Raw genomic sequence first — 22187 nt, forward strand, 5'->3', positions numbered from 1 at the left:
GAAGAAAGTCTCAATGATGAACTGGAGTTACCCCAGCCCACCTGCAACAGCCTACAAATGCACGATCACTTCCACGCGCCGGTTGGCCGAACGCCCTTCTGGTGTATCGTTGCCTTCCAGCGGCCGGGTATCGCCATAGCCGATCGCTCTTAGCCGTTTAGCGTCTACCCCGGCCGCCTGCAGCTGGCGAAGTATCGCCGTAGCACGGGCTGAAGATAGCTCCCAGTTGGACGGAAAACGCTCGGTGGCGATGTCGCGGCTGTCGGTATGGCCCTCCACCGACACGGTGCCGTCGTAGCGCTGAATGATACTTACCAGCCGATTGACGACATCCTCCCCAATCTCGGTCAGGTCCGCCGCGGCCGATTCAAAGACCAGCCGGTCCTGAATGCGCAGATTAATGCCTTCCGAAACACTGGAGACTTCCACGCCTTCCAGGCTTGGCAACACCTTGGCATCGGCGAGCTGCGAATCAATGGCATCGCTAAGGTCTCTCGCGGACGCTACCGCCTCAGGCGATAAGCGGACCGTGTTGGCGGGTGCAGCCGGGGTGACGACGACTTTCATATCACCGAGCGCCGCTAGATCAAGGCGCTGATCGAGCATCACCGAGGGCGGAGGAGCAAACCCTTTTGCAACGCCATACGACGGAAGAAGTGCCAGGGCACCAGAGGGGTCAATCTGCCTGACCGGAGTCGGCAGATGTTCTGCCAGAGCCAAGGGCTCGCGAGTCGTGACCTGTGTCTCGGACTGAGAGGCAGCCATTCCGTCCACCGCGGGCTGCTGCCAGGCCTGGATGGCACCGGCTAACATCAGCGCGCCCTCGGTCTGGACGCGCGGCGCGTCACCTGGAAGGAAGGTGGGCGATCCGTTGCCAATACCTAGCGCCACGACAATAGCTCCAGAAGAGACTTGTTCGGCTAAGGGTCCATCCGACAGCTGCTCATTTGGCTCGTCGGCGCTGTTTGCGGCGGCGACCGCCAATAGCAGGGCAAACAGGGCAACCAGCAGCGTCATGACATCGATGTAGCTGAGCATCCAGACACCGCTGGTGTCCTCGGGGCCGGCGTCGTCGAGAATATCGTGCTTGCCAGTTCGCCCCTGTTTTACCTCACGCATTGTGGCGGGCCTTTCTCATCATCTTGGGCAACCGTCGGCGTGGTTTTCCGCTGGTTACCTGACCACCCGAGGCGCTATCGGATTCTTCACTCAACTCATCACGAAGCTCGTCGCGATGGTTGGCCATTAACGACTTGAGCGTTTCTTCAATGAACGACGGCAAACGCCGGCGCGACATTAACGATACGCCTTCGAGAATCATGTTCATGGCGATCAGGCGCTCTTCCGTGCGACGCTCGAGCTTCACGGCGATCGGCTTGAAAACCAGGTTGGCCAACACGATGCCGTAAAAGGTCGTCAGCAGTGCTACGGCCATGCGCTCACCGATAACGCCAATCTGTGCGGCATCCATCCCCTCCAGCATATTGACCAGCCCGACCAGGGTGCCAATCATGCCGAAGGCCGGCGCATAAAGCGCCATGGTGCGAAAGATCTGTGCTTCGGCTCGCTCGCGGGCTTTTAGGCGGGCGATCCGCCAGCTCAGCAAGTCAATGATTTCTTCTTCCCGGGTATTGTCGATCACCAACTGAATACCGGTGCGCATGAAAGGGTTGCGTAAGCTGTCCAGCCTTTTCTCTACCCCTCGTACATCGCCAGAAAACCATAGCTTTGCCAGCCCCACCAGCTCTTGAAGGTCTTCTTCGACGCGGCTGTTCTCGCGACGGAATACCAGCCCAACCAGCCGCACGACCCGCACCACCTCACGCAGGGGATAACTAATAAAAGTGGCGGCCAGCGTGCCGGTCAGCACGATGGCAAGCCCTGGTAGGTTGATGAAGCTCGAGGGTGCCTGCGCACTCAGCAGTAGCACACTTGCCAGCATCATCAAGCTGGCTGCAATACCAATCAGTGTGGAGGGGTTCATGATCTGGATATCCGCCTGGGTCGCTGATAAGGAAAAGGAAAACCGGGAGAGCGTGGCATGGCTGGCAGCGTACTTGCCCTACAGGTGCCCGCCTGGGCTCGCTAAAGTTTCTGCATGGGCCGTCGATAACTGTCGTTGAGTAAAAAAACAACCTCAGTACCTGAAGGGCTCACCAGCATGACATCACCGATCAATGAATCAGGCACTCTGCATGCAATGCCGGCGCTCCAAGAGCTCACGCCACGACAACGCATCGACAGCGCTCTTGCGCAATTGCCACCAGCCGGCGAATCCGCCGCTGATGGGCGTGGTGCCTCAACGGCAAGTTCGTCTGCCGTCACCGGCTCGCCAGGTGCAGGCGAACTCGTTGCGCCTATCCAGCGTATCAACGAGGTCATGCGCAGTTATGGGATCGAGTTTTCGCTCGATGAACATCCGTCTCGTGTGGTTACGCGAATCGTCGATCGCGTCAGCGGTGACGTCATTCGCCAGATCCCATCAGAAGAAGTGCTGCGAATCGCGAAGCAGCTTGACGAGCTTCAAGGCCGCCTGATCAGCTTCGAAGCTTGAGTAGGCTATATAAGCCCCAAGCGTCAACTTCCTGGTTCTGGCTTCTGGATGCTGCGACCAAAGGGCTTGCTGGCCCTCGGCATGGCAAGCAAGGCCTGCGATGCTGGAATGGCCAAAGCCCCCAGCCAGTCAGGAAATAGCCCGTCAGGAATTAGCCCGTCAGGAATGTTCGCTGCAAGACGGGCATCTACGCCTACAACGTCAAACCTCGGGTCTACCGCACGTAATGCCAGCAGGCCTTACTAGACCTGCATATTCATCACGTCCTTATAGGCGGTAACGAGGCGGTTGCGAACCTGCACGCCCATTTCGAACGCCACACTGGCTTTCTGCATGTCGACCATCACGTCATTCAAAGCAACATCGCTGTCCCCTGACAGGAAGGCGGTGCGCTGGCCGGCCGCCGTCTGCTGCATCTCGTTGATGCGCTGCAGCGATGAGCTGAGCTCATCGGCAAAGCCCCCCTGCCCTACCGATGTGGACACGGACTGCCCCTTGAGCTGCTCGCCGCTGGCCTGAGCGGAAAGGCTCTGCATCTGCTGGAGCGCCGACTGAATCGAAGGAGAACTCATGGGCTTAGCCTCATCGTGGGAGTAGTGGGTGAAGCCTAGCAGGAACTCTTGGCACCCCATTCAGCCAATTGGCGACAAAACCGCAGGCTTTTCTGACCTTTGTCGTTGCCGCAGCTAAGGATAATAGCGTTCATCACAGTACTAACCAAAACGGCACTGACCCACTTGCGCTGGCAGACACGGTCCTGATGGAAGCAGTACCGACGGAAACAGTACTGATTAGACGTAGCACTGCCCGAACTAGTACCGCCCGACTCGGGACGGACACCCGCGATGAACGGATGTTGACATGTCTTCTGCCCACACCTTTGAGCACATCACGACACGCACTGCCGATCGCTGCCGGAGGCTTTCATGAGCAACGGGGCCACGGCCACCGATTCTGCACGCCAGGGCAATGCGTCCTCTGCCAGCGCACAGCGCGGGGCGGCACAACCAGCTTTCGATCGAATCAAGGATCAATTGAAGCGCAACCCCATGTTGCCATTGCTGATTGCACTGGCGGCGGTGATTGCGATAGTGATCGCCCTGCTGATGTGGGCTCAATCACCGGACTACCGGGTGCTTTATAGCAATTTGAGCGAAGCAGACGGTGGCCGCATCATCAACGAACTCGACAGCCGCCAGGTGCCCTATCAGTTTGCTGCTGGGGGCAGTGCCTTGCTGGTGCCGAGCGACAAAGTCAACACGTTGCGCCTCCAACTGGCCGAGCAAGGGCTTCCCCAGGGCGGCAATGTCGGCTTCGAGATCATGGACGACCAGGCCTTCGGCATCAGTCAATTTGCCGAACAGGTCAATTTCCAGCGCGGGTTGGAAGGCGAACTCGCAAGCTCAATGGAAGCCCTAGGCCCCGTGTCCAAGGCCCGCATCCATTTAGCAATGGCCCAACCTTCGGTATTCGTTCGCGAAGAAAAACCCGCCAAAGCGTCCGTCGTTTTGACCCTGCAACCCGGCAGAGTCTTGGGTGAGGGGCAGATCAACGCCATCACTCACATGGTGTCCAGCAGCGTTCCTGATCTGGCTTTAGAGAATGTGACCGTTGTCGATCAGAACGGTCGCCTGCTTTCACAACCGGACGGGGCCAGTAGCGGCCTCAACGGTACACAGCTGGATTACGTCGCCGAGGTAGAAAACTCTTACCAGCGACGCATAGAAAACATTCTCAAGCCCATTCTGGGCGACCAGAACATCCATGCTCAGGTGACCGCGCAGGTCGATTTCTCACGTCGAGAGGAAACGGCTGAACGCTACGGCCCCAACCAGGACCCCAATCAAGCCGCCATCAGAAGTGCACAGGTCAGTGGCACCTATTCGGGTGGTAATGAGCTAGCTCAAGGGGTGCCTGGGGCACTCACCAATACGCCACCGGGCGCCGCCGCCTCGCCGATCGATCAGGCCAACGCGGATGCCGGTGCTGGCGGAAACGATGGCGCCAACGGCAATGGTGAGGACGATGGCGGCGAACCGCCAAGTCGCTTGAGTCAAGACAACGTCATCAATTACGAAGTCGATCGTAACGTTACCCATATCCAGTATCAGCGCGGTGATATCGAACGCCTGACCGCCGCGGTCGTGGTCAACTACCGCGAGCAGATGAATGACGAAGGCCAGATGGAAATGGTCGCGCTGGACGATGCCGAGATCGCCCAAATAGAGCGCCTGGTGCGACAAGCCATCGGTTTCTCGCAAGGCCGTGGCGATGCGATCGAAATCGTCAACAGCCCGTTCACTGGCCAGGATGACAACACGGTCGAACTGGCGTGGTGGCAACAGTCTGACGTCCAGCAAATGGCCTTCAAGCTGGGACGCTACCTGCTGGTGGGTCTTGCCATCCTGCTGCTGTATCTCTTGATACTGCGCCCGCTGATCAAGCGCTATACCGAGCAGCCAAGCCTGCCTGGTGCCGGCCAGGTGTCTAGCTCCGGCCAAACCATCAGCACCTCGGTCGGCCAGGACGGTGATGAAAGTAATGCCAACAGTGTCGCAGGCGATGAAGGCCCGGCGGAGACCTATACAGCGCCCAGACGACCGCGCAAGTCCGCGACCTACGAGCAAAACCTTCAAGATCTTCGTGAGATGGCGCAGGAAGATCCCCGCATGGTCGCGATGATCGCACGCAGCTGGATGAACAAAGATGAGTAAAGACGCGAGCAAGCTCAGTGGCGCCCGTAAAAGCGCCATCCTGATGTTGTCACTGGATGAAGACAGTGCCGCCGAGGTCTTCAAGTTTTATTCGGCGCAAGAGGTCCAGAACATCAGTCAGCAGATGGCTGAACTCGGCCAGATCTCACATGAAGATATGCGTGTGGTACTCAATGAGTTCCGTCGGGAGATCGACGAATACGCCTCTATCAACGTCAACTCCAGCGATCATATCCGCTCCGTCCTGACCAAGGCACTGGGCAGCGAGCGCGCAACGAGCCTGATCGAGGATGTACTCGAATCCAAGGGCGCGACCTCTGGCATAGATGCACTGAACCTGATGGAAGCCTCGGTCGTGTGCGAAATGATTCGCGACGAACATCCGCAGATCATTGCCACCATCCTTGTGCATCTGGAGCGCAACCAGGCCGCCGATATTCTGGAGCTGCTCGATGACAAATTGCGTAATGATGTGGTCCTGCGCATCGCCACTTTCAGCGGCGTGCAGCCGGCAGCACTGCAGGAACTGACCGAAGTACTTGGCAACATGCTGGACGGTCAGAACCTCAAGCGCAGCAAGATGGGCGGCGTAAGAACGGCGGCCGAGATCCTCAACCTGATGAACTCCAGCCAGGAAGAGACCGTTATCGAAACCGTACGAGCTCACAGCGAAGACCTTGCTCAGCGCATCATCGACGAAATGTTCCTGTTCGAGAACCTGGAAGATATCGACGACCGCGGCATTCAGATGCTGCTCAAGGAGATCGAGACCAACTCCCTGGTGGTGGCACTGAAGGGGGCGCCAGACACCCTGATGGAGAAATTCATGCGCAACATGTCGCAGCGAGCTGCCCAGCTGCTGCGTGAAGACATGGAAGCGCGTGGCCCGATTCGCCTGTCCCAGGTAGAAGCCGAACAGAAGTCCATTCTGCAAGTCGTCAGGCGCCTCGCCGATAGCGGCGAAGTGGTACTGAGCGGAGGAGACGACAGCTATGTCTGATCCTGACGGCCGCTGGAATGACCAATGGCGCCCCTGGCAAATGGACGAGCTCAAGGAACGTGCACGCAGCGCTCCTGCTGCACGTCCTGCCGACCTGGAGCGCCAAGCCAGAATCCGGCGTCGCGCTCAGGAGCATCAGGCGGCTCTTGAGGCCGAACGGCAACGGATACACGACGAAGCACGCGATAAAGGCTACCAGGATGGCTTCGAAGCAGGGCGCAAGGAAGGACACGAAGAGGGGCTGAAACAAGGCCGCGCGAAAGGCGAAGAAGAGTTGCGCCAGAAGACGCAAGACACCATTGCCCCTCTGCAGCCCCTGGCCGCTCGCTTCGGCGAAGCCATTGCCCAACTCGATGACGAAATCGCCGATGCGTTGGTCAACTTGGCCATTGCGACGGGACGTCAACTTGCGGGGGATGCCTTGAAGGCCAGTCCCGAGCAGATTCTGGACATTGTGCGTGAACTGATTCATGTCGAGCCGGCGCTGTCCGGTAAGCCAAGACTCTGGTTGCATCCAGAGGATATGACCATCGTGGAAGAGCAGCTTGGCCACGAGATCGAAAGTGCAGGCTGGCAGCTACAACCGGACGACCAGCTCAGCCGTGGTGGATGTAGGGTCACGAGCCAGAGCGGCGAACTGGATGCCAGTTGGGAATCGCGCTTCGAGGCCATCTCTGACCAGGTACGCCACCGGTTACCTGCTCACTCAGCAGTCTCTCAAGAGCAAGAGCAAGAGCAAGAGCAAGACCAGGAGACCGAAGCATGAATGCCGCCGAGCGCGCGACCACACACCAGACCCACTGGCGAGAAACCCTCGACCGGGTCATGGCGCGCGTTGAAGCATTGCCTAGCTACCGGGCCAGCGGCCGGATCACTCGTGCGACGGGGCTGGTGCTCGAAGCCGTAGGGCTTCGGGTGCCGCTGGGAAGCGCCTGTCGCATCGAGCTGAGTGCGGACAGCACCCATGCCAAGGCGCGCTACGCCGAAGCCGAGGTAGTGGGTTTTTCCGGCGAAAAACTGTTCCTGATGCCTCTCGCCGAGATCAGCGGCCTGACGCCAGGTGCCCGCGTCCTTCCTCTCGGCGATGGCGGAGCACAAACTGCCCGGCGTTTCCCGTTGGGGGCATCCTTGCTCGGACGAGTCGTCGATGGCAACGGCAAGCCTCTAGACGGTGCAAGATCATTACAGGACGCTCCCCATGCACCACTGGCCACGCCGCCACTGAACCCGCTGGCACGTGCGCCGATAGAGAAACAGATCGATGTCGGCATCCGCGCCATCAATGCGCTATTAAGCGTTGGCCGCGGTCAGCGTATGGGGCTTTTTGCCGGCTCTGGCGTCGGCAAGTCGGTGCTGCTTGGGATGATGGCCCGTTACACCAAGGCCGACGTGATTGTCGTGGGGCTGATTGGCGAACGTGGCCGAGAGGTACAAGATTTCATCGACAACATCCTCGGTGAAGAAGGGCGCAAGCGGTCCGTGGTCGTGGCGGCGCCTGCCGACACTTCTCCTCTGCAACGTCTGCAGGGTGCCTCCTATGCCACTCGCCTTGCAGAAGGCTTTCGCGATGAAGGCAAGAATGTGCTGCTGATCATGGACTCGCTGACACGCTATGCCATGGCACAGCGTGAAATTGCCTTGGCGATCGGTGAGCCCCCCGCGACCAAAGGCTATCCCGCTTCGGTGTTCGCCAAACTGCCCGGGCTGGTCGAGCGTGCAGGCAATGGCGAAAAGGGTGGCGGATCGATCACTGCCTTTTATACGGTCTTGACCGAAGGCGATGATCAACAAGACCCTATCGCCGATTCGGCGCGTGCCATCTTGGATGGCCATATCGTGCTGTCACGCGCGCTAGCCGAATCAGGCCACTACCCCGCTATCGACATCGAAGCATCGATCAGTCGCGCGATGGGGGCCATCACGGATCATGCACAGCAGCAGCAGGCACGGCTTTTCAAGCAGCATTTTTCACGCTATCAGCGCAACCGCGACCTGATCAGCGTTGGCGCTTATAGCCCCGGTCATGACCCACAGCTTGATCAGGCCGTTCAGCTATTCCCACACCTGGAACACTTCCTGCAGCAGCAAATTGAAGAACGTACCGACGTGGCAGAAGCCAAGCAGTCCTTATCGGCTATCGTTGGAGGTGGAAGATGAGTGCATCCTTACCGCTCGATACCCTGACAGAGCTGGCCAGAGAGGCTCGAGATGCAGCCGGCCAGACGCTGGCCAACGAACGACGCTCCCAGCAGCAGGCTGCGACACAATTGGACACCCTGCGACGCTACCGGCTTGAGTACGCCACTCGTCTGCAGAATGCCATGCATAACGGCATAGACCCGGCGACGCTGCACAACTATCAGCAGTTCCTGGCCTCCCTCGATGCCGCCGTAGACCGAGCTCGCGCGGCGCTCGAGGATCACTCGCAACGTGTCGAAGGCTGTCAGCAGCATTGGCGGGAAGAGCAGAAGCGCTTGACGTCCTACGATACCTTGGCGAATCGCCGCCAGGAAAAGGCGCGGCGTCTAGAGCAACGCCAGGAACAACGCCACAACGATGAAATGAGCAGCAATAGCCTGTTGCGTCGCACACCCGATGATCGGGGCCTCTAGGAGATTACATGGATATCATGGACGTAATGTCAGCCCCTTCATCCTCGAGCAAAGCCACTGGGCGGCAGGCCAACGGGGCACAGCAAGGCACCACTCAGGACTTTGGGGCGCTGCTGTCTCAACGCCAGACCCGCGCCGACGGCAAACAGGACGCTTCCTCGCCTCAGGCCTTGCCGGCATCGCAAGACACATCGCTAGCGCGCCTTAAGCAAGCGGTTGCGGCGCTGAGTCCAGAGCAGCTAAGTGCCTTGAAAGACCAACTTCAGCAATCCCCTGCTCAGGATGCCCTCAGCGCTTCACAACGAGAGGCACTGGCCGCCCTTCTCGATGGTGAGCCTCTGGGCGAGAAAGCTGCCCAAGACCTGAGCAAGGTCCTGTCAGCACTTGAGTCATTGCCAAACAACGGCCAGCAGAGCCCGACTTCAGACCCGGATAGCTCTCAGACCTGGGTGAGTGACGTCGACACGGATGGAACCGACCCATCCGTAGCGAGCGGCATCGCACCTGATGCGACGCCAATCACCGACATCAAGGATGGCCCCCTGGGCCTGTCCGTGATTGCCGCGCGAATGAATCTCATCGACCAGGCTGGCAGTTCCAGTAATGGCAACAAATTAGCGCTGGCAGGCCAAGCCGCGGCGAATGGTGACGGCCGCCGAGATCAGACGACTCTCAGTCAGCCTGCACTCAATGCAGCAGATTGGCTCAACCGTAATGCGATGGCCCAGGCAGTCGGTGATTCCGCCGCGACCGCTGCCAACCGTCAAAGCATGCCAGGAATCGTCACCTCGGATAGCGCGGCAGCCGCCCTGATGGCAGATGGCGCCGATGCTCGCAGCGCCGCCTTCACGCCTTCATCCGCTAGCTCGGATATGCTGGCGGCGCTTTCATCTGGAGACCGTCTTAGCGGCATGGCCGGTGCAGGGGCCAACTCGGCATCCGTCAGCACATCTGCCCAGGCCCAGGTCGGCAGCGGGGCCTTGACCGCCCCGGTCGCCAGTCAGCAATGGCAGCAGCAACTGGGCCAGCAACTGCTTGGCATGACCCAGCGCGGTGACCAGCAGATGGAGTTAAAGCTTCACCCTGCCGACCTAGGCCCCCTGTCCGTCAGTCTCAAAGTCGCGGAACATGGTGGTGCCCAAGCCCAGTTCCTGTCGGCTCACGCCCAGGTTCGCAACGCCCTTGAGCAAGCCATTCCTCAACTGAGAGAAGCACTGGCACAGCAGGGCATCACCCTTGGCGACACCTCGGTAGGACACCAGGCATCCGGCCAGCATTCCCAGGAACAGGGCCTTGCGGGTCGTCAGTCACAGGGAACTGGCATCATCGGTGAAAATGATGAAGGTGGGGTGGACCCGCGCTCAATGCTGAGCCCATCAGCCACCAGCCTGATAGATGGGCGCGTGGATCTGTATGCCTGACTGGCACTGACGGAAACATTCTCCTCCGTCACCTGTTCCACATCGTCTCGTCTTCTCCAGCTGGTAAATGAGTGACCAGTGACAAAATCGTGAGTTGAGTGCTTTACGGTGGCCTATTCGCGCCACCGTTTTATCTCTTTAGCCCGCATACTCCCTAGCCAAAGGGCATCAACTACGACAATGGCGGAATAAATGGCAAAATCTTCGACCTCTTCAGGGAAAAAATGGCTTCTGGTCGTGTTGCTGATGGTTCTTGTGTCATCCGCGACGGCAGCTGGTGTCTACCTTCTGATGGATACGGGTAGCCAGGCACAAGCCGCCGAAAATGCCGAACCTGAGCCCGTGACGGCTCCCGACCCCATTTTCGTCAAAATTGATCCCTTCACTGTCAACATCAGTGGCGACGACTACGGCAACCGTTTCCTGTATATAGGCCTGACTCTGCAGGTCGACGACGAGACAACACGCGACCTGCTAGTGAACCACATGCCTCAGGTACGCAGTCGAATGCTGATGCTATTTGCCGATCAAAGCGTCGAGGAGTTGACCTCTCCAGACGGGAAAACCCGTCTTTCGGATCAAGTCATGAGCCTGTTCGATACCCCCTTGACCGAGCCACAACCCGAGCTGGCGATCAGTGATGTGCTGTTCACCGATTTTATTGTGCAATAACTCATAGTGCCCAAGCGCCATGTCTCAAGATGATCTGCTATCGCAGGAAGAAATCGACGCCCTGCTCAAGGGCGTAAGCGGCGAAGAGGACAGTTCCTCTGACGCCGCTGGCAATGAATCGCGGGTAAAACCCTTCGACCCGGCCAACCAGCACCGGGTGATCCGTGAGCGCTTGCATGCCCTGGATATCATCAACGAACGCTTTGCGCGGCACTTCCGCATGAGCCTCTTCAACCTGATCAGACGCAGTGCCGACATTACTGTCGACTCCGTGCGCTACCAGAGCTACAGCGATTTCACGCGCAACGTACCCGTCCCGACCAACATCAACATGATCACCATGAAGCCATTGCGCGGCTCGGCGTTGGTGGTGTTTCCACCCAGTCTGGTGTTCATGGTCGTGGACAACCTGTTCGGCGGTGACGGTCGCTTCGTGACCAAATCCGAGGGGCGTGAGTTCACCAACACCGAACAGCGCATCATTCAGCGGATTCTCAACCTGGCCATTGAAGCCTATCAGGAGGCTTGGCGATCAGTATATCCGCTTGAAATCAGCTATATGCGCTCCGAGATTCAGGCGAAGTTTGCCAATATCACCAACTCTCCTAACGAGATCGTGGTCAACACCACTTTTCATCTTGAGGTGGGTAATCTGGCGAGTGACTTCCAGATTTGTATGCCCTATTCGATGATCGAACCGCTCAGGGATATTCTGACTAATCCGCAAAACGATAGCTTCGGTAGCGGTGACAAGACTTGGACCAAGCGGATGGCAGGTGAGATCCGCCACTCCGAAGTCGAGTTGGTTGCCGAATTTGTCGATATCCCCGCCCGCATTTCTCGCGTAATGAGCCTGCAAGTTGGCGATGTGCTGCCAATCGAGCTTCCCCAGACCGTGGGCGCCAGCGTCGATGGTGTTCCGGTCATGGAGTGCGAGTACGGCAGTCAGAAGGAACAACGAGCTCTGCGTGTGCTGCGCATGATCGATCACGCCTCAATGTCCGGCAACACCCCGGATACCTTCATCAAGGGATCCGAGACATCCAAGGAAAGTAACGATGAGTGACCCGAACAAACCCGATCAGAACTCTATCCCCGATGATTGGGCCGACGCCATGGCCGAGCAAGAAGATGCCACTGCTTCGGGTAACGAACAGTCGGCCGAAGATGATCCATGGGCAGCCGCACTCGCAGAACAGGGCGATGCCGAGGCGAGTGACCAGGGTGATGCCAAAGGTCGTGAAGTGGGAGAAGAAGCAGGCGAAAGTAAAGAGGCGACCTCGGCAGGTAGCCAAGTCTTTCGCCAGCTAGGTGATGGAGCCGACAGTGGTACGGCTCGCGATCTTGATATGATCATGGACATCCCGGTCAAACTGAGCGTGGAGCTTGGCCGCACCAAGATCACCATCAAACAGTTGCTCGAGCTTGCGCAGGGCTCCGTGATCGAACTGGATGGTCTCGCCGGCGAACCGATGGATATCCTGATCAACGGTTACCTGATCGCTCAGGGCGAGGTCGTGGTAGTCGACGACAAATATGGTATTCGTATCACGGAGATCATCACGCCTTCGGAGCGGGTACAGAAACTGAATCGATGAGTCTGTCAGCCTCCACCACCGGCTCCGCTGCCGATATGTCGTCGGCTGGGATCGATACCCTTGCCACCGGCAGCGATAGCCTGATCGGGCTCGCGGTTATCGGTAAGGTAGGGCTGGTCCTAGCCCTTATGATCGGTGTAATCCTGCTTGGAAGCCGCCTGATACGCCGGATAGGTCCCCGCAGTTTGCGTGCCGGCCAACGTATCAAGGTGGTCAGCTCGGCGGCCGTCGGTCAGCGTGAGCGTGTGGTCGTCGTCGAGGTTGAAGGCACTTGGTTGGTGCTGGGCGTCGGCGGAGGTCAGGTCAACAAACTGCATGAGCTCACAGCCCCAGCGCTTTCTGATCCTTCTTCATCTCCCTCCTCGGCATCTGAAGATAGCGGTAAAGGGTTCGCCGAACGCTTTGCCACTGCCTTGCGACACAATACCGGCACCATGCTGAAGAACCACCGAGAAAACGGACGGGAAGACTCATGAGCCCACTTTCCGGTTCCAGATTACCCGCCTATGTCTTGACCCTCGGCCTAGTGATCATAGCGCTCGTGGCGATCCTGCTACCCGAGACGGCCTGGGCACAATCGCTTCCCGGCATTGTATCGCGCCCTACTGGGGACGGCGGGCAACAGTGGTCCATCAAGCTGCAGACACTGCTGCTTCTCAGCAGCATGGCCTTTCTGCCGGCCGCCTTGCTGATGATGACCTGCTTCACGCGTATCATTATCGTCCTCGGCCTGTTGCGAACCGCCATGGGCACCCAATCTGCCCCGCCCAACCAAGTATTGCTCGGCCTTGCCCTTTTTCTGACATTCTTCGTCATGTCGCCGGTGCTCAACGATATTTATCAGACCGCTTGGGTACCCATGGCTAATGATGACATCGCCTTTCCTCGCTTCTTTGAGCTGGCAAGTCAGCCGTTGCGTGAATTCATGATGGGTCAGACCCGCGAGCCTGACCTGGCTCTCTTTGCACGCCTGGCCGACATAGGCCCCATGCAAGGCCCCGAAGACGTGCCTATGCGCGTATTGTTGCCGTCTTTCGTCACCAGTGAATTAAAAACTGCCTTCCAGATTGGCTTCACGCTGTTCATCCCCTTCCTCATCATCGACTTGGTCATCGCCAGCGTGCTGATGGCACTGGGCATGATGATGGTGCCCCCTGCGACAATTTCACTGCCCTTCAAGCTGATGCTGTTCGTTCTGGTCGATGGCTGGCAGCTGTTAATGGGCTCACTAGCGCAGAGCTTTTATTTATGACACCGGCATCAACATCATCGCACCAGGCAAACAGCGCGGGCGATGCGTCTGATGTTTTAACGTCTAAGTTGTAAGGAGCAACGCCCATGAGCCCAGAGATGGTAATGAGCATGGCCTATCAGGGTATGCGCGTGACGCTGTTCATGGCCGCCCCACTGCTGCTGACGGCACTGCTGATTGGTCTGCTGGTCAGTCTCTTTCAAGCCGCCACGCAGATTAACGAAATGACGCTTTCCTTTATCCCAAAGATACTCGGGGTATTTGGCATGCTGGTACTGCTTGGCCCCTGGCTGCTCAAGCTGATTATAGGTTTCACTCGTGAGCTGATTCAAAATATCCCCCTCATGGTCAGCTAGGGCCATGCTCGAGATTACCTTTGATCAACTACATGGCTGGCTAGTCGCCTTCTTGTGGCCTTTCATGCGCCTGTCCGCCTTCGTGATGGCATCACCGCTCTGGGGACATTCCAGCGTCCCCCGTCAGGTAAAAATTGGCCTTACTGCTTTAATCTGTGTGGCCATCACCCCCACCCTTCCCCCCATGCCCAACGCGCCTATCATGTCGTGGGCAGGGCTTGGCATTATCATCGAGCAGGTAGTGATCGGTGCCGCAATGGGCGTGGTCATGCACGTCATCTTTGCCACCGTTCAGGCAGCTGGCGACTTCATTGCACTACAAATGGGGCTAGGCTTCGCCACCTTTTTCTCTCCGGATACCGGCACTAACACCATGATCCTGGCCCGGATACTCTACATGATCACGTTACTTATGTTTCTGGCCATGAACGGCCATTTGGTTGCCCTGGAGATCCTGGTCAATAGCTTTAGTATCTTGCCCATAGGCTCGGGTGTGAATCTTGATGCCTTCGAACTGCTGGCACGCTTCGGTAACACTATCTTCGTATTAGGCTTACAGCTGGCTTTACCTGTCGTCTCAGCCCTACTGATCATCAACCTCTCACTTGGCATTCTCAACCGCTCGGCGCCCCAGCTAACCGTCTTCTCGATCGGTTTTCCCATGTCACTCACAGCCGGCGTTTTCCTGCTGATGGTGCTAATGACCGATCTGGATCGCTATCTGGAGCACTTGTTTGCGATAGGGCTTGGCTTCATGCGTAACCTGCTGACGGCCATGACGCCTCTTGGTTAGCTCCAGCGAAGGTAGCCGTCTTGAGAGCCATATCAACGAAAAAGCCCCCTACCGGCTTCTATCTTCCGGGGGGGCTTTTTTGGTAAGTAACCTTGTCATCAGAAGCGTTGAGGTAAGAGGCGTTCTGATAACGATCATCTGATCAGGGAGCGTTGTGTTATGACCTCACTGACATGGCTAGTGACATGTCACCACCTACTCCATTTCTCATGCCACTATCCATTCATGCTTGTAGATAGCCGAAATAACCGTCAGATCTGATCAAAGAGTGACATGCCCTGAATATCGGCAAAAGATTTTTGGGCTGCCTGTAAGCCCACCTGGCGCAGGCTGTACTCGGAGATCGCCTCCACATAGTCCAGATCGACCAGATCCGAGCGCGTTTGTTCGTAACTCAGCGTACGGTTACTGCTGACCTGATCCACCACATCCAACTCATTAAGGCGAGCACCTACAGACGCGCGCACAGTGAGCACATTATCCAGGCTGTTATCCAGCTCACGCATCGAGGTGGAAAGCGTATTCTCAAGATCAGCCTGGCGGCCTGGGTCGCCATCAACCGGCGTCTTCATCACATCAATGGCCGACTTGAGCGTAGCAAAGACATCCTGATTGGCGGCGGAACCATCAGCAGGGTTCACATTGATACTATCTCCTCCCGCTGCGTCCGGCGTGCCCTCAAGAGTAATCGACAAGCCTCCGCCGCCGAGTTCAATGCTTTTCCCGCTGGTGTAACTTTCAACAGGCCCCGTTGTAGTGGTGCCATCAGGCTCGGTAGTAACGACCTGATAGTTACTGTCATCCAGGAAGTTGATCTGATAAGCGTTATCCCCGTATCCAGGAGCAGAGGCATCGAGACGATTCGGTCCGGAGAAGGTGACGCTGCCATCGCCTGCTGAATCGCGTGCTGCAGTGGCCACATAGCCGGCACCACTGGGGACACTGTTAAAAATGGCATCGCCACTATCAGATACGGGCATGAGCCGTGATGAGTCGATGCGCTCCTCACGGTTGAAGCTGTCACCGATATAGGCCACGTCGCCGCTATCATTCTGCACGAAAGGCGGAGCGTCATCCTGATAGCCACCGAACAGGTAAGACCCGTTGCCATCGGTGGCATTTGCCTGGCCGAGCATGGTGTTATAGATGCCTTCTAGCTCACTGGCCACAGATTGCCTGTCGGCATCGCTCAGTGTGCCGTTAGCTGCCTGCACCAGCAGTGTTTTGGCACTACTGATCGCCTGGCTAGCACTGTTGAGCACACTCTCTTCTTGTGAAAGGGAATTACGGGCGCTGACACGAGAATCAGTATGTTGCTCGGTAATCGATATTGATTGGGAGACACCAACTGCCTGTGAGGCCGCCTGAGGGTCATCCGAAGGATTAACCACCCGGCGGCCACTTGCAATCTGCTGGCCGACGTCAGTGAACTGACTCTGTTGTCGGTTCAGGCTGCTGACACTCTGCTCAAACATTGTCACGGTACTGATACGCATGATTCGAAACTCCTATGATCAGGTCCGCAGGCCGAGAATGGTATCGAACACGGTGGAAGCGGTCTGAATGACCTTGGAATTGGCCTGATAATACTGCTGGTAACGAATCAAGTTGGCCGCTTCTTCATCGAGGTTAACCCCGGATTCCGACTGCTGGACACCGCGCAACTGTTCGGTGAGGCCACTCTGAGCATCGAGATTAACCTGCACGATATTCGTGCGATTCCCCACATCACTGACCATCGACGCATAGGACTCATTCAACGTCGCAGAACCAGCAACCAACTCACTTCCCTGCAAGTCCTGTAGTGCAATCGCATTGCGATTGTCGCCAGTACCGGCACCATTCAGGCCCAGGCTCAGTGTCTGTCCATCCGCCAGATTACCGAGGATCAATGTCACACCATCAACGGTTATCTCGTCACCAGACTGCACGTTGAAGTTCTGAGACGGGCCGGTGTCAGGGTTGGCAACGATATCGAAGTTGCCGCCACCAGCGTCGCTGATGCTAAGTGACCAGGGAGCATTGCCCGAAGCAAGAGAGTTACCGGGGTCGCCCTTAATGGACTCGACGGCCTCTGTATCACCGCTCAATATGCTACCCGCCGCAATCTTGTCGAGATCGCTGATTTCTGTCTGCATGTCACGGCCCGCGCGGCGAACCGGCTGCACTTCGAAACGATCTCCCTGCTGCAAAGACCCGCCGTCGAAGGTAATGACCACGCCCCCAAACGTCAGCTCATCGCTGCCGTTAAAAGTAAAATCACTGCCCGCTGCAAGTTCCTCACCCGAATCTCTACGGGTGATGGTGAAGTCGCCAGCCGCCGTCGGAGTGGCATTCTCGACTCGAATTTCGTAGTCGGTAGCAAGCAGGTTGGCGGTGTCACCAAACGTCGTAGAAGCGACATCGGCAGTACCGTCATTGTCGGAATGCGCATAGGCACGGGGTGAGCCGACGCTGAAGAAAGCCTCGCCGACATTGCCATCGAGATCGATACCAGCCGCATGCTGCTCATTGAAACCAGAGACCAGTGATACCGCGAGCTGGCCGATCTGGTTCTGGGTCTTGTCCAGAGTTTCGCTGCGAAAGTTCATCAGACCACCGAGACTGCCACCCGTAATGCGATCTTCATTGAGCTCCACCATGTTACCGCCGGAATCCTTGTATCCCACCACGGTGCGCTGGGGGTCGGCACTAGAGCTGATCGCCTCAAGTTGGTAGTTGTTGGTACCGGCAACCAAAGGTTGACCGTTAGACAGCGTCACATTGTAAGTGCTGCCGTCCTGAATATTGAGCTTGATATTCAGTCGCTCACTCAGATCGTTCACCAGCTTATCCCGCTGGTTGAGCAAGCTGTTTGGCGCCTCACCGTTCTTGGCTTCGGCCAGGACGATCTCACGGTTAAGTGAAGAAAGCTGCTTAGTGGTGTTATTGATCTGCGTGACTTCATCACCGATTTTGGCATTGATGCCGGTTTGCATGTCCTGGAGATAAGAATCGAAGGATCGCACCTGAGCGCTCAACGTATCGGCCGACCCCAGCACGCCCTGCCGGGCGGCAGGGTCTGAAGGTGAGCCGGACAGATCGCTCATTGCCGAGAAGAAATCCTGCATCAGCGGTGAGAGCCCCGCCTCGTCGTCGGCCAGCAGGTTGTCGATCTGACTGACTTGAGTCTGGTAGGACTCCAAGGCCGTAGAGGTGCTGGTCGCATCATTGAGCTGATCGGCAACGTAGCGATCGAACTGGCGCTGGATATCGCTAACCTGGACGCCACCTGCGGTATTACCCTCGTTGAGGATCGTCAGCTCTCGGTTGTAGCCCGGTGTGTAGACATTGCTGATGTTGTTACTGGTAGTATTCAGGGCATTCTGGGCGGCGTTCAGGCCGCTGAGGCCGATAGAAAACATGCTCATGACGGGGATCCTTTACATCAATAACCAATATATCGGCCGGGGGCCCAGAGACTTGATGGTGGTGCAGGGCAATCGTGCTAGCGTTCACTACCTGAGTTTTCTGCCAGGCTGCGCTGACCCGCAGGCGTCAGCGGACCCAGCGTATCCATGATGGCAATCAATTTATCGGCATAGCGGGGGTCAGTGGCGTAACCGCCTGCCTGCAGGGCTTGGGCAGCCTGCCCAGCATCCGGAGCGGTCAACACACCGGCATAGCGTGGGTTGTCACCGATCAGCCGGGCATAGTCGGTGAAGGCCGCCTCGTAAGAGTCATAGACCCGGAAGTTATCGGTGATCGCCACCCGCTTGCCATCGATCACCTCATGGGTCCGCACGTCAGTCGTCTCACCCTGCCAATCGCTGCCAGCCTTGATGCCAAAGAGGTTGTGGCTGTTGCCGCCGTCTTGAGTAGTAATCGAGTAGCGCCCCCAGCCGGTTTCCAGGGCAGCCTGGGACAGTATCAGTTCGGCAGGCACGCCGGTCGTCCGACTCGCCCTCTGTGCGGGCTCCTCGAGTAGAGTCCTGAAGTTCTCGACATGCTCAAGGCGAGAAGCCTCACGAGTCGACTCCTGCTCATAACTGCCAGCCATCTGGTCGGCGGGTTCTGCGGTATCACCCGGCAACCTGGCGTCCAATGCATCCAGGAAGTTCTGGGGTGCTACGGCACGGCCCGAGTCCTGCACCTTCTCCGCGTCTTGCGCTTCTGAACGGGCGAGCTGTTGCAGCGGCTCGCCGCGGGGAATGCCCGAAATCAGGCTATCACTGCGGGTATCAACGGTACGCCGGGCGCCACCGAGCTGTTCCTCCAGCATCTCGGCCAGACCAAAGCCCTGACCGGAAAGGTGCTGCGACCATTGCTGATCGAGCAGGGAGGTAAACATTTCGGTTTGCTTGCTGTTTAGAAGATCACTCTTGGGGATCGCATCGCGCATGCTGGTCATCATCTTCTGCAGGAACAGGGCCTCGAACTGCTTGGCCGCCGCCTGCCTACCGGCATCCTCGTCCACGCGCGCCGTGTTCTTCAGGCGCTGCAGCCCTTGCATATCAAGGGCAAACTGACCACTCATGTCCTGAATCGTCATTAGATAATCTCCAACTCGGCGCGCAGAGAACCGGCAGCCTTGAGGGCCTGGAGAATGGACATCAGATCCTGGGGTGACGCCCCAAGCGCATTGAGTGCATCCACGACCTCGGTCAGATCGGCACCCTCAACCTCTCGCAGATAGGCCTCCTGCTGCTGAATCCCGATATTGGTATTCGGCACGACGGCTGTCTGGCCGCCCTGACTCAAGGCATTGGGCTGACTGACCTGGAAGTCGGTATCGATGATGATCGACAGACTGCCATGAGCCACCGCCGCATGCCGCAGCGTTACGCGACTGTTCATGACCACCGACCCCGTGCGCGCATTAAGGACCACTTTGGCGGCCGCTTCACGCGGGGTGATGTCCACGTTCTCTACCCGCGCCATGAAGCCGACCCGCGCATTGTCGTTTAAGGGACCCTGCAGCTGAATGACGCGGCCATTGAGCGCAGAGGCCACCGGGCGTCCAAACTCCATGTTGATCGCCGTCACGGCGCGCTGGGCCGTGCCGAAATCCGTCTCTTTGAGCAACAGTTCCAGCATTCCCCCCTGGCGGCCAAGTTCGAGCGGCACCTGGCGTTCGACCAGCGCGCCCCCCGGAATGCGCCCACTGGCCTGCTGATTGATCTGGACACTGCTGCCACCGGCCTGGGCACCGACGCCAGAAACCAGCAAGTTACCCTGCGCCATGGCGTAGGTCTGTCCATCGGTGCCCTTTAGAGGGGTCATCAACAGAGTTCCGCCGCGCAGGCTTTGCGCGTTACCCACTGAGGACACCACGATGTCGAGCTCTTGGCCCTGGCGTGCGAAGGCCGGCAGTTTGGCCGTGACCATCACGGCCGCCACGTTGCGCAGCTGGAGGTTAGTACCCTGAGGCACCGTAATCCCCAACTGAGACAACATGTTGGTCAGGCTCTGACTGGTGAAAGGCGCCTGGGTGGTCTGGTCGCCAGTGCCATCAAGCCCAACGGCCAAACCGTAACCGACGAGAGCGTTATCACGCACACCGGCAAAATCAGACAGCTCACGCAGCTGCTCGGCACGTGCAGACAGCGCCCAAACCAGCAGCAGGGCAAGCAACAGGCCTTGCCGAAGAACACAAAACTCTCGAGAAACGAAAAATGCACGCATCATTCAGGCCTTGCCAAGGAAGTCGGATAACACCTAGAACGGCGAAATATTGAGGAAAATACGCTGCAGCCAACCCATGTGCTGCGCCTCGTTGATATAGCCGTCGCCCACATACTCGATACGCGCATCGGCGACCTGAGTCGAAGGCACGGTATTTTGTCCGGTAATAGTGCGAGGGTTCACCACGCCGGAGAAGCGTATGAACTCGGTCCCCTGGTTGATGGCGATCTGTTTCTCGCCCCTCACCCGAAGGTTACCGTTGGACATCACATCCAATACCGAGACGGTAATGGTGCCGGTAAACGTATTGTTGGCCTCGGACCCACCGCCGCCGGTGAAGTCGCTATTTCCGGAAAGGTCGAACCCATATTCGGCCAACTTATCGAGCGCATCGGGTGCGTTATCGATGGTCAGTCCAGCAGAGCCGGAACGATCTGCATTACTTTGCGAGTTCTTGCTGGCACTGACTTCTTCATCGAGCACGATCGTCAGAATGTCACCGATCGCTCTAGGCCTACGATCTTCAAAAAGCGGCTGATAAGCGTAGCCAGCGTTTGTTTGATAGATGGAGCCGTTGGGCTCGGGCGGCCGCGGTTCGGCGATGTTGATCTGTTCCTGCTCGCCCACTACCGATGCTCGCGGCAGCTGTGCACAACCAGAGACCAGCAAGCACAGCACCACCACCAAAGCCCAGAGTCGGACCGGCATACACCCCTTGAAAATCATGACCGCCCCTTGGTTACAGCTGTGCCAGCCGGCTCAGCATTTCATCGGACGTCTTGACTGCCTTGCTGTTGATCTCATAGGCCCGCTGGGTCTGGATCATGCTGACCATTTCTTCAACGACATTGACGTTGGAGGTTTCCACATAGCCCTGATAAATCGTGCCCAGGCCATTGGCACCGGGGATATTCTCGTTACGAGGGCCAGAGGATGCGGTCTCAAGGTATTGGTTTTCCCCGATGCTCTCGAGACCGGCCGGATTAACGAAGCTGGACAGAGTCAGCTGACCAATTTCACGATTGCCTGCTACACCCGGCTCGGTAACGGAGACGATACCGTCCTGACCGATGCTGACCGAAAGCGCGTTGTCCGGTATGACAATCGCCGGCTGAACGGGATAACCGCTCGAAGTCACCATCTGGCCGTTGGCATCGAGCTGAAAACTGCCATCGCGGGTATAAGCCGTAGTGCCATCGGGGCGCAGTACGTTGAAAAAGCCGTTGCCGTTGATGGCCAGGTCGCGGGAGTTCTCAGTTTGCTCCATTCCCCCTTGGCTATGCAGTCGCTCGTTGGCAACCGGACGCACACCGCTACCTACCTGCAGCCCCGAAGGCAAAGAGTTCTGGGCATCGTTCTGCGCGCCCGGCTGACGCAGGTTCTGGTACATAAGGTCTTCGAACACGGCACGGGATTTCTTGAAACCGTTGGTACTGACGTTGGCCAGATTGTTCGAGATGACGTCCATCTGGACCTGTTGAGACTCGAGCCCCGTCTTGGCGGTCCACAATGATCGAATCATGATGTTCTCTCCTTAAACAGTTCGCCTGA

23 protein-coding genes are annotated in these 22187 nt (G+C 57.7%); 14 read left to right on the forward strand and 9 right to left on the reverse strand.

All coding sequences use genetic code 11. The annotated features are described in order from the left end of the window. Window positions 1-51: 51 nt before the first annotated feature. Both BCL93_RS02085 and BCL93_RS02090 read right to left on the reverse strand, forming a co-directional pair. Complete coding sequence (locus tag BCL93_RS02085; RefSeq protein ID WP_112053443.1) at window positions 52-1119, reverse strand: OmpA/MotB family protein; 1068 nt, start codon at window positions 1117-1119, stop codon at window positions 52-54. Next, window positions 1112-1984 carry a motility protein A gene (locus BCL93_RS02090; RefSeq protein WP_112053444.1) on the reverse strand — a complete coding sequence of 291 codons (873 nt, stop codon included), beginning with the start codon at window positions 1982-1984 and terminating at the stop codon, window positions 1112-1114. Before BCL93_RS02090 ends, BCL93_RS02085 begins: the two co-directional genes overlap by 8 nt. 177 nt (window positions 1985-2161) lie before the next feature. On the opposite strand from BCL93_RS02090, the gene BCL93_RS02095 reads away from it, so the two are divergent. After that, on the forward strand, window positions 2162-2554 hold the full coding sequence (locus tag BCL93_RS02095) for a flagellar protein FlaG (protein ID WP_112053445.1): 393 nt from the start codon (window positions 2162-2164) through the stop codon (window positions 2552-2554). A 242-nt stretch (window positions 2555-2796) separates the two neighbouring features. Here BCL93_RS02095 and fliE read toward each other — a convergent pair whose 3' ends face one another. Then, complete coding sequence (gene fliE, locus BCL93_RS02100; RefSeq protein WP_112053603.1) at window positions 2797-3126, reverse strand: flagellar hook-basal body complex protein FliE; 330 nt, start codon at window positions 3124-3126, stop codon at window positions 2797-2799. Between the two features lie 354 nt (window positions 3127-3480). On the opposite strand from fliE, the gene fliF reads away from it, so the two are divergent. The 13 genes from fliF (at window position 3481) to fliR (ending at window position 14972) form a co-directional block, all read left to right on the forward strand. Beyond that, window positions 3481-5268 (forward strand): flagellar basal-body MS-ring/collar protein FliF, encoded by a 1788-nt coding sequence (gene fliF, locus BCL93_RS02105; RefSeq protein WP_112053446.1) that lies wholly within the window; start codon window positions 3481-3483, stop codon window positions 5266-5268. Continuing rightward, a complete protein-coding gene (fliG, locus tag BCL93_RS02110; RefSeq protein ID WP_112053447.1) occupies window positions 5261-6268 on the forward strand; it encodes a flagellar motor switch protein FliG in 1008 nt (335 codons plus the stop codon). Before fliF ends, fliG begins: the two co-directional genes overlap by 8 nt. Then, window positions 6261-7034 (forward strand): flagellar assembly protein FliH, encoded by a 774-nt coding sequence (gene fliH, locus BCL93_RS02115; protein ID WP_112053448.1) that lies wholly within the window; start codon window positions 6261-6263, stop codon window positions 7032-7034. Before fliG ends, fliH begins: the two co-directional genes overlap by 8 nt. Further along, window positions 7031-8425 (forward strand): flagellar protein export ATPase FliI, encoded by a 1395-nt coding sequence (fliI, locus tag BCL93_RS02120; protein WP_112053449.1) that lies wholly within the window; start codon window positions 7031-7033, stop codon window positions 8423-8425. Before fliH ends, fliI begins: the two co-directional genes overlap by 4 nt. Continuing rightward, on the forward strand, window positions 8422-8880 hold the full coding sequence (gene fliJ / locus BCL93_RS02125; protein ID WP_112053450.1) for a flagellar export protein FliJ: 459 nt from the start codon (window positions 8422-8424) through the stop codon (window positions 8878-8880). The genes fliI and fliJ overlap by 4 nt, the downstream gene beginning before the upstream one ends. A gap of 8 nt (window positions 8881-8888) precedes the next feature. Beyond that, complete coding sequence (locus BCL93_RS17335) at window positions 8889-10301, forward strand: flagellar hook-length control protein FliK (RefSeq protein WP_220086217.1); 1413 nt, start codon at window positions 8889-8891, stop codon at window positions 10299-10301. Between the two features lie 192 nt (window positions 10302-10493). Continuing rightward, window positions 10494-10973: a flagellar basal body-associated protein FliL gene (gene fliL / locus BCL93_RS02135; RefSeq protein WP_112053451.1), complete on the forward strand. Its 480-nt coding sequence runs from the start codon at window positions 10494-10496 to the stop codon at window positions 10971-10973. Window positions 10974-10992: 19 nt separating this feature from the next. Next, window positions 10993-12039 (forward strand): flagellar motor switch protein FliM, encoded by a 1047-nt coding sequence (fliM, locus tag BCL93_RS02140; RefSeq protein WP_112053452.1) that lies wholly within the window; start codon window positions 10993-10995, stop codon window positions 12037-12039. After that, window positions 12032-12571, forward strand: coding sequence for a flagellar motor switch protein FliN (gene fliN / locus BCL93_RS02145; RefSeq protein ID WP_112053453.1), 540 nt, complete (start codon window positions 12032-12034; stop codon window positions 12569-12571). The genes fliM and fliN overlap by 8 nt, the downstream gene beginning before the upstream one ends. Next, a complete protein-coding gene (gene fliO / locus BCL93_RS02150) occupies window positions 12568-13047 on the forward strand; it encodes a flagellar biosynthetic protein FliO (RefSeq protein ID WP_112053454.1) in 480 nt (159 codons plus the stop codon). Before fliN ends, fliO begins: the two co-directional genes overlap by 4 nt. Then, window positions 13044-13823: a flagellar type III secretion system pore protein FliP gene (fliP, locus tag BCL93_RS02155; protein ID WP_112053455.1), complete on the forward strand. Its 780-nt coding sequence runs from the start codon at window positions 13044-13046 to the stop codon at window positions 13821-13823. Before fliO ends, fliP begins: the two co-directional genes overlap by 4 nt. Window positions 13824-13909: 86 nt before the next feature. Beyond that, a complete protein-coding gene (fliQ, locus tag BCL93_RS02160; protein WP_092524835.1) occupies window positions 13910-14179 on the forward strand; it encodes a flagellar biosynthesis protein FliQ in 270 nt (89 codons plus the stop codon). A gap of 4 nt (window positions 14180-14183) precedes the next feature. Then, the gene (gene fliR / locus BCL93_RS02165) at window positions 14184-14972 is read left to right on the forward strand and encodes a flagellar biosynthetic protein FliR (protein WP_112053456.1); all 789 of its coding nucleotides are present in this window, start codon (window positions 14184-14186) and stop codon (window positions 14970-14972) included. Between the two features lie 251 nt (window positions 14973-15223). Here fliR and flgL read toward each other — a convergent pair whose 3' ends face one another. The 6 genes from flgL to flgG all read right to left on the reverse strand — a co-directional run bounded on the left by flgL (window position 15224) and on the right by flgG (window position 22158). Next, window positions 15224-16468, reverse strand: coding sequence for a flagellar hook-associated protein FlgL (flgL, locus tag BCL93_RS02170; protein WP_112053457.1), 1245 nt, complete (start codon window positions 16466-16468; stop codon window positions 15224-15226). A gap of 18 nt (window positions 16469-16486) precedes the next feature. Beyond that, window positions 16487-18382, reverse strand: a complete 1896-nt coding sequence (gene flgK, locus BCL93_RS02175) for a flagellar hook-associated protein FlgK (RefSeq protein ID WP_112053458.1) — start codon at window positions 18380-18382, stop codon at window positions 16487-16489. Window positions 18383-18459: 77 nt separating this feature from the next. Then, window positions 18460-19503 (reverse strand): flagellar assembly peptidoglycan hydrolase FlgJ, encoded by a 1044-nt coding sequence (flgJ, locus tag BCL93_RS02180; RefSeq protein ID WP_112053459.1) that lies wholly within the window; start codon window positions 19501-19503, stop codon window positions 18460-18462. Further along, window positions 19503-20636, reverse strand: a complete 1134-nt coding sequence (locus tag BCL93_RS02185; RefSeq protein WP_181463017.1) for a flagellar basal body P-ring protein FlgI — start codon at window positions 20634-20636, stop codon at window positions 19503-19505. Before BCL93_RS02185 ends, flgJ begins: the two co-directional genes overlap by 1 nt. A gap of 33 nt (window positions 20637-20669) precedes the next feature. After that, on the reverse strand, window positions 20670-21362 hold the full coding sequence (locus tag BCL93_RS02190; protein WP_112053461.1) for a flagellar basal body L-ring protein FlgH: 693 nt from the start codon (window positions 21360-21362) through the stop codon (window positions 20670-20672). Window positions 21363-21375: 13 nt separating this feature from the next. Then, entirely contained in the window at window positions 21376-22158 is a 783-nt protein-coding gene (gene flgG / locus BCL93_RS02195; RefSeq protein WP_112053462.1) for a flagellar basal-body rod protein FlgG, read from the reverse strand. Window positions 22159-22187: the final 29 nt, after the last annotated feature.

Origin of the sequence: Onishia taeanensis, assembly GCF_003268885.1 — a bacterium.
GTDB classification, from domain to species: Bacteria; Pseudomonadota; Gammaproteobacteria; order Pseudomonadales; family Halomonadaceae; genus Onishia; species Onishia taeanensis_A.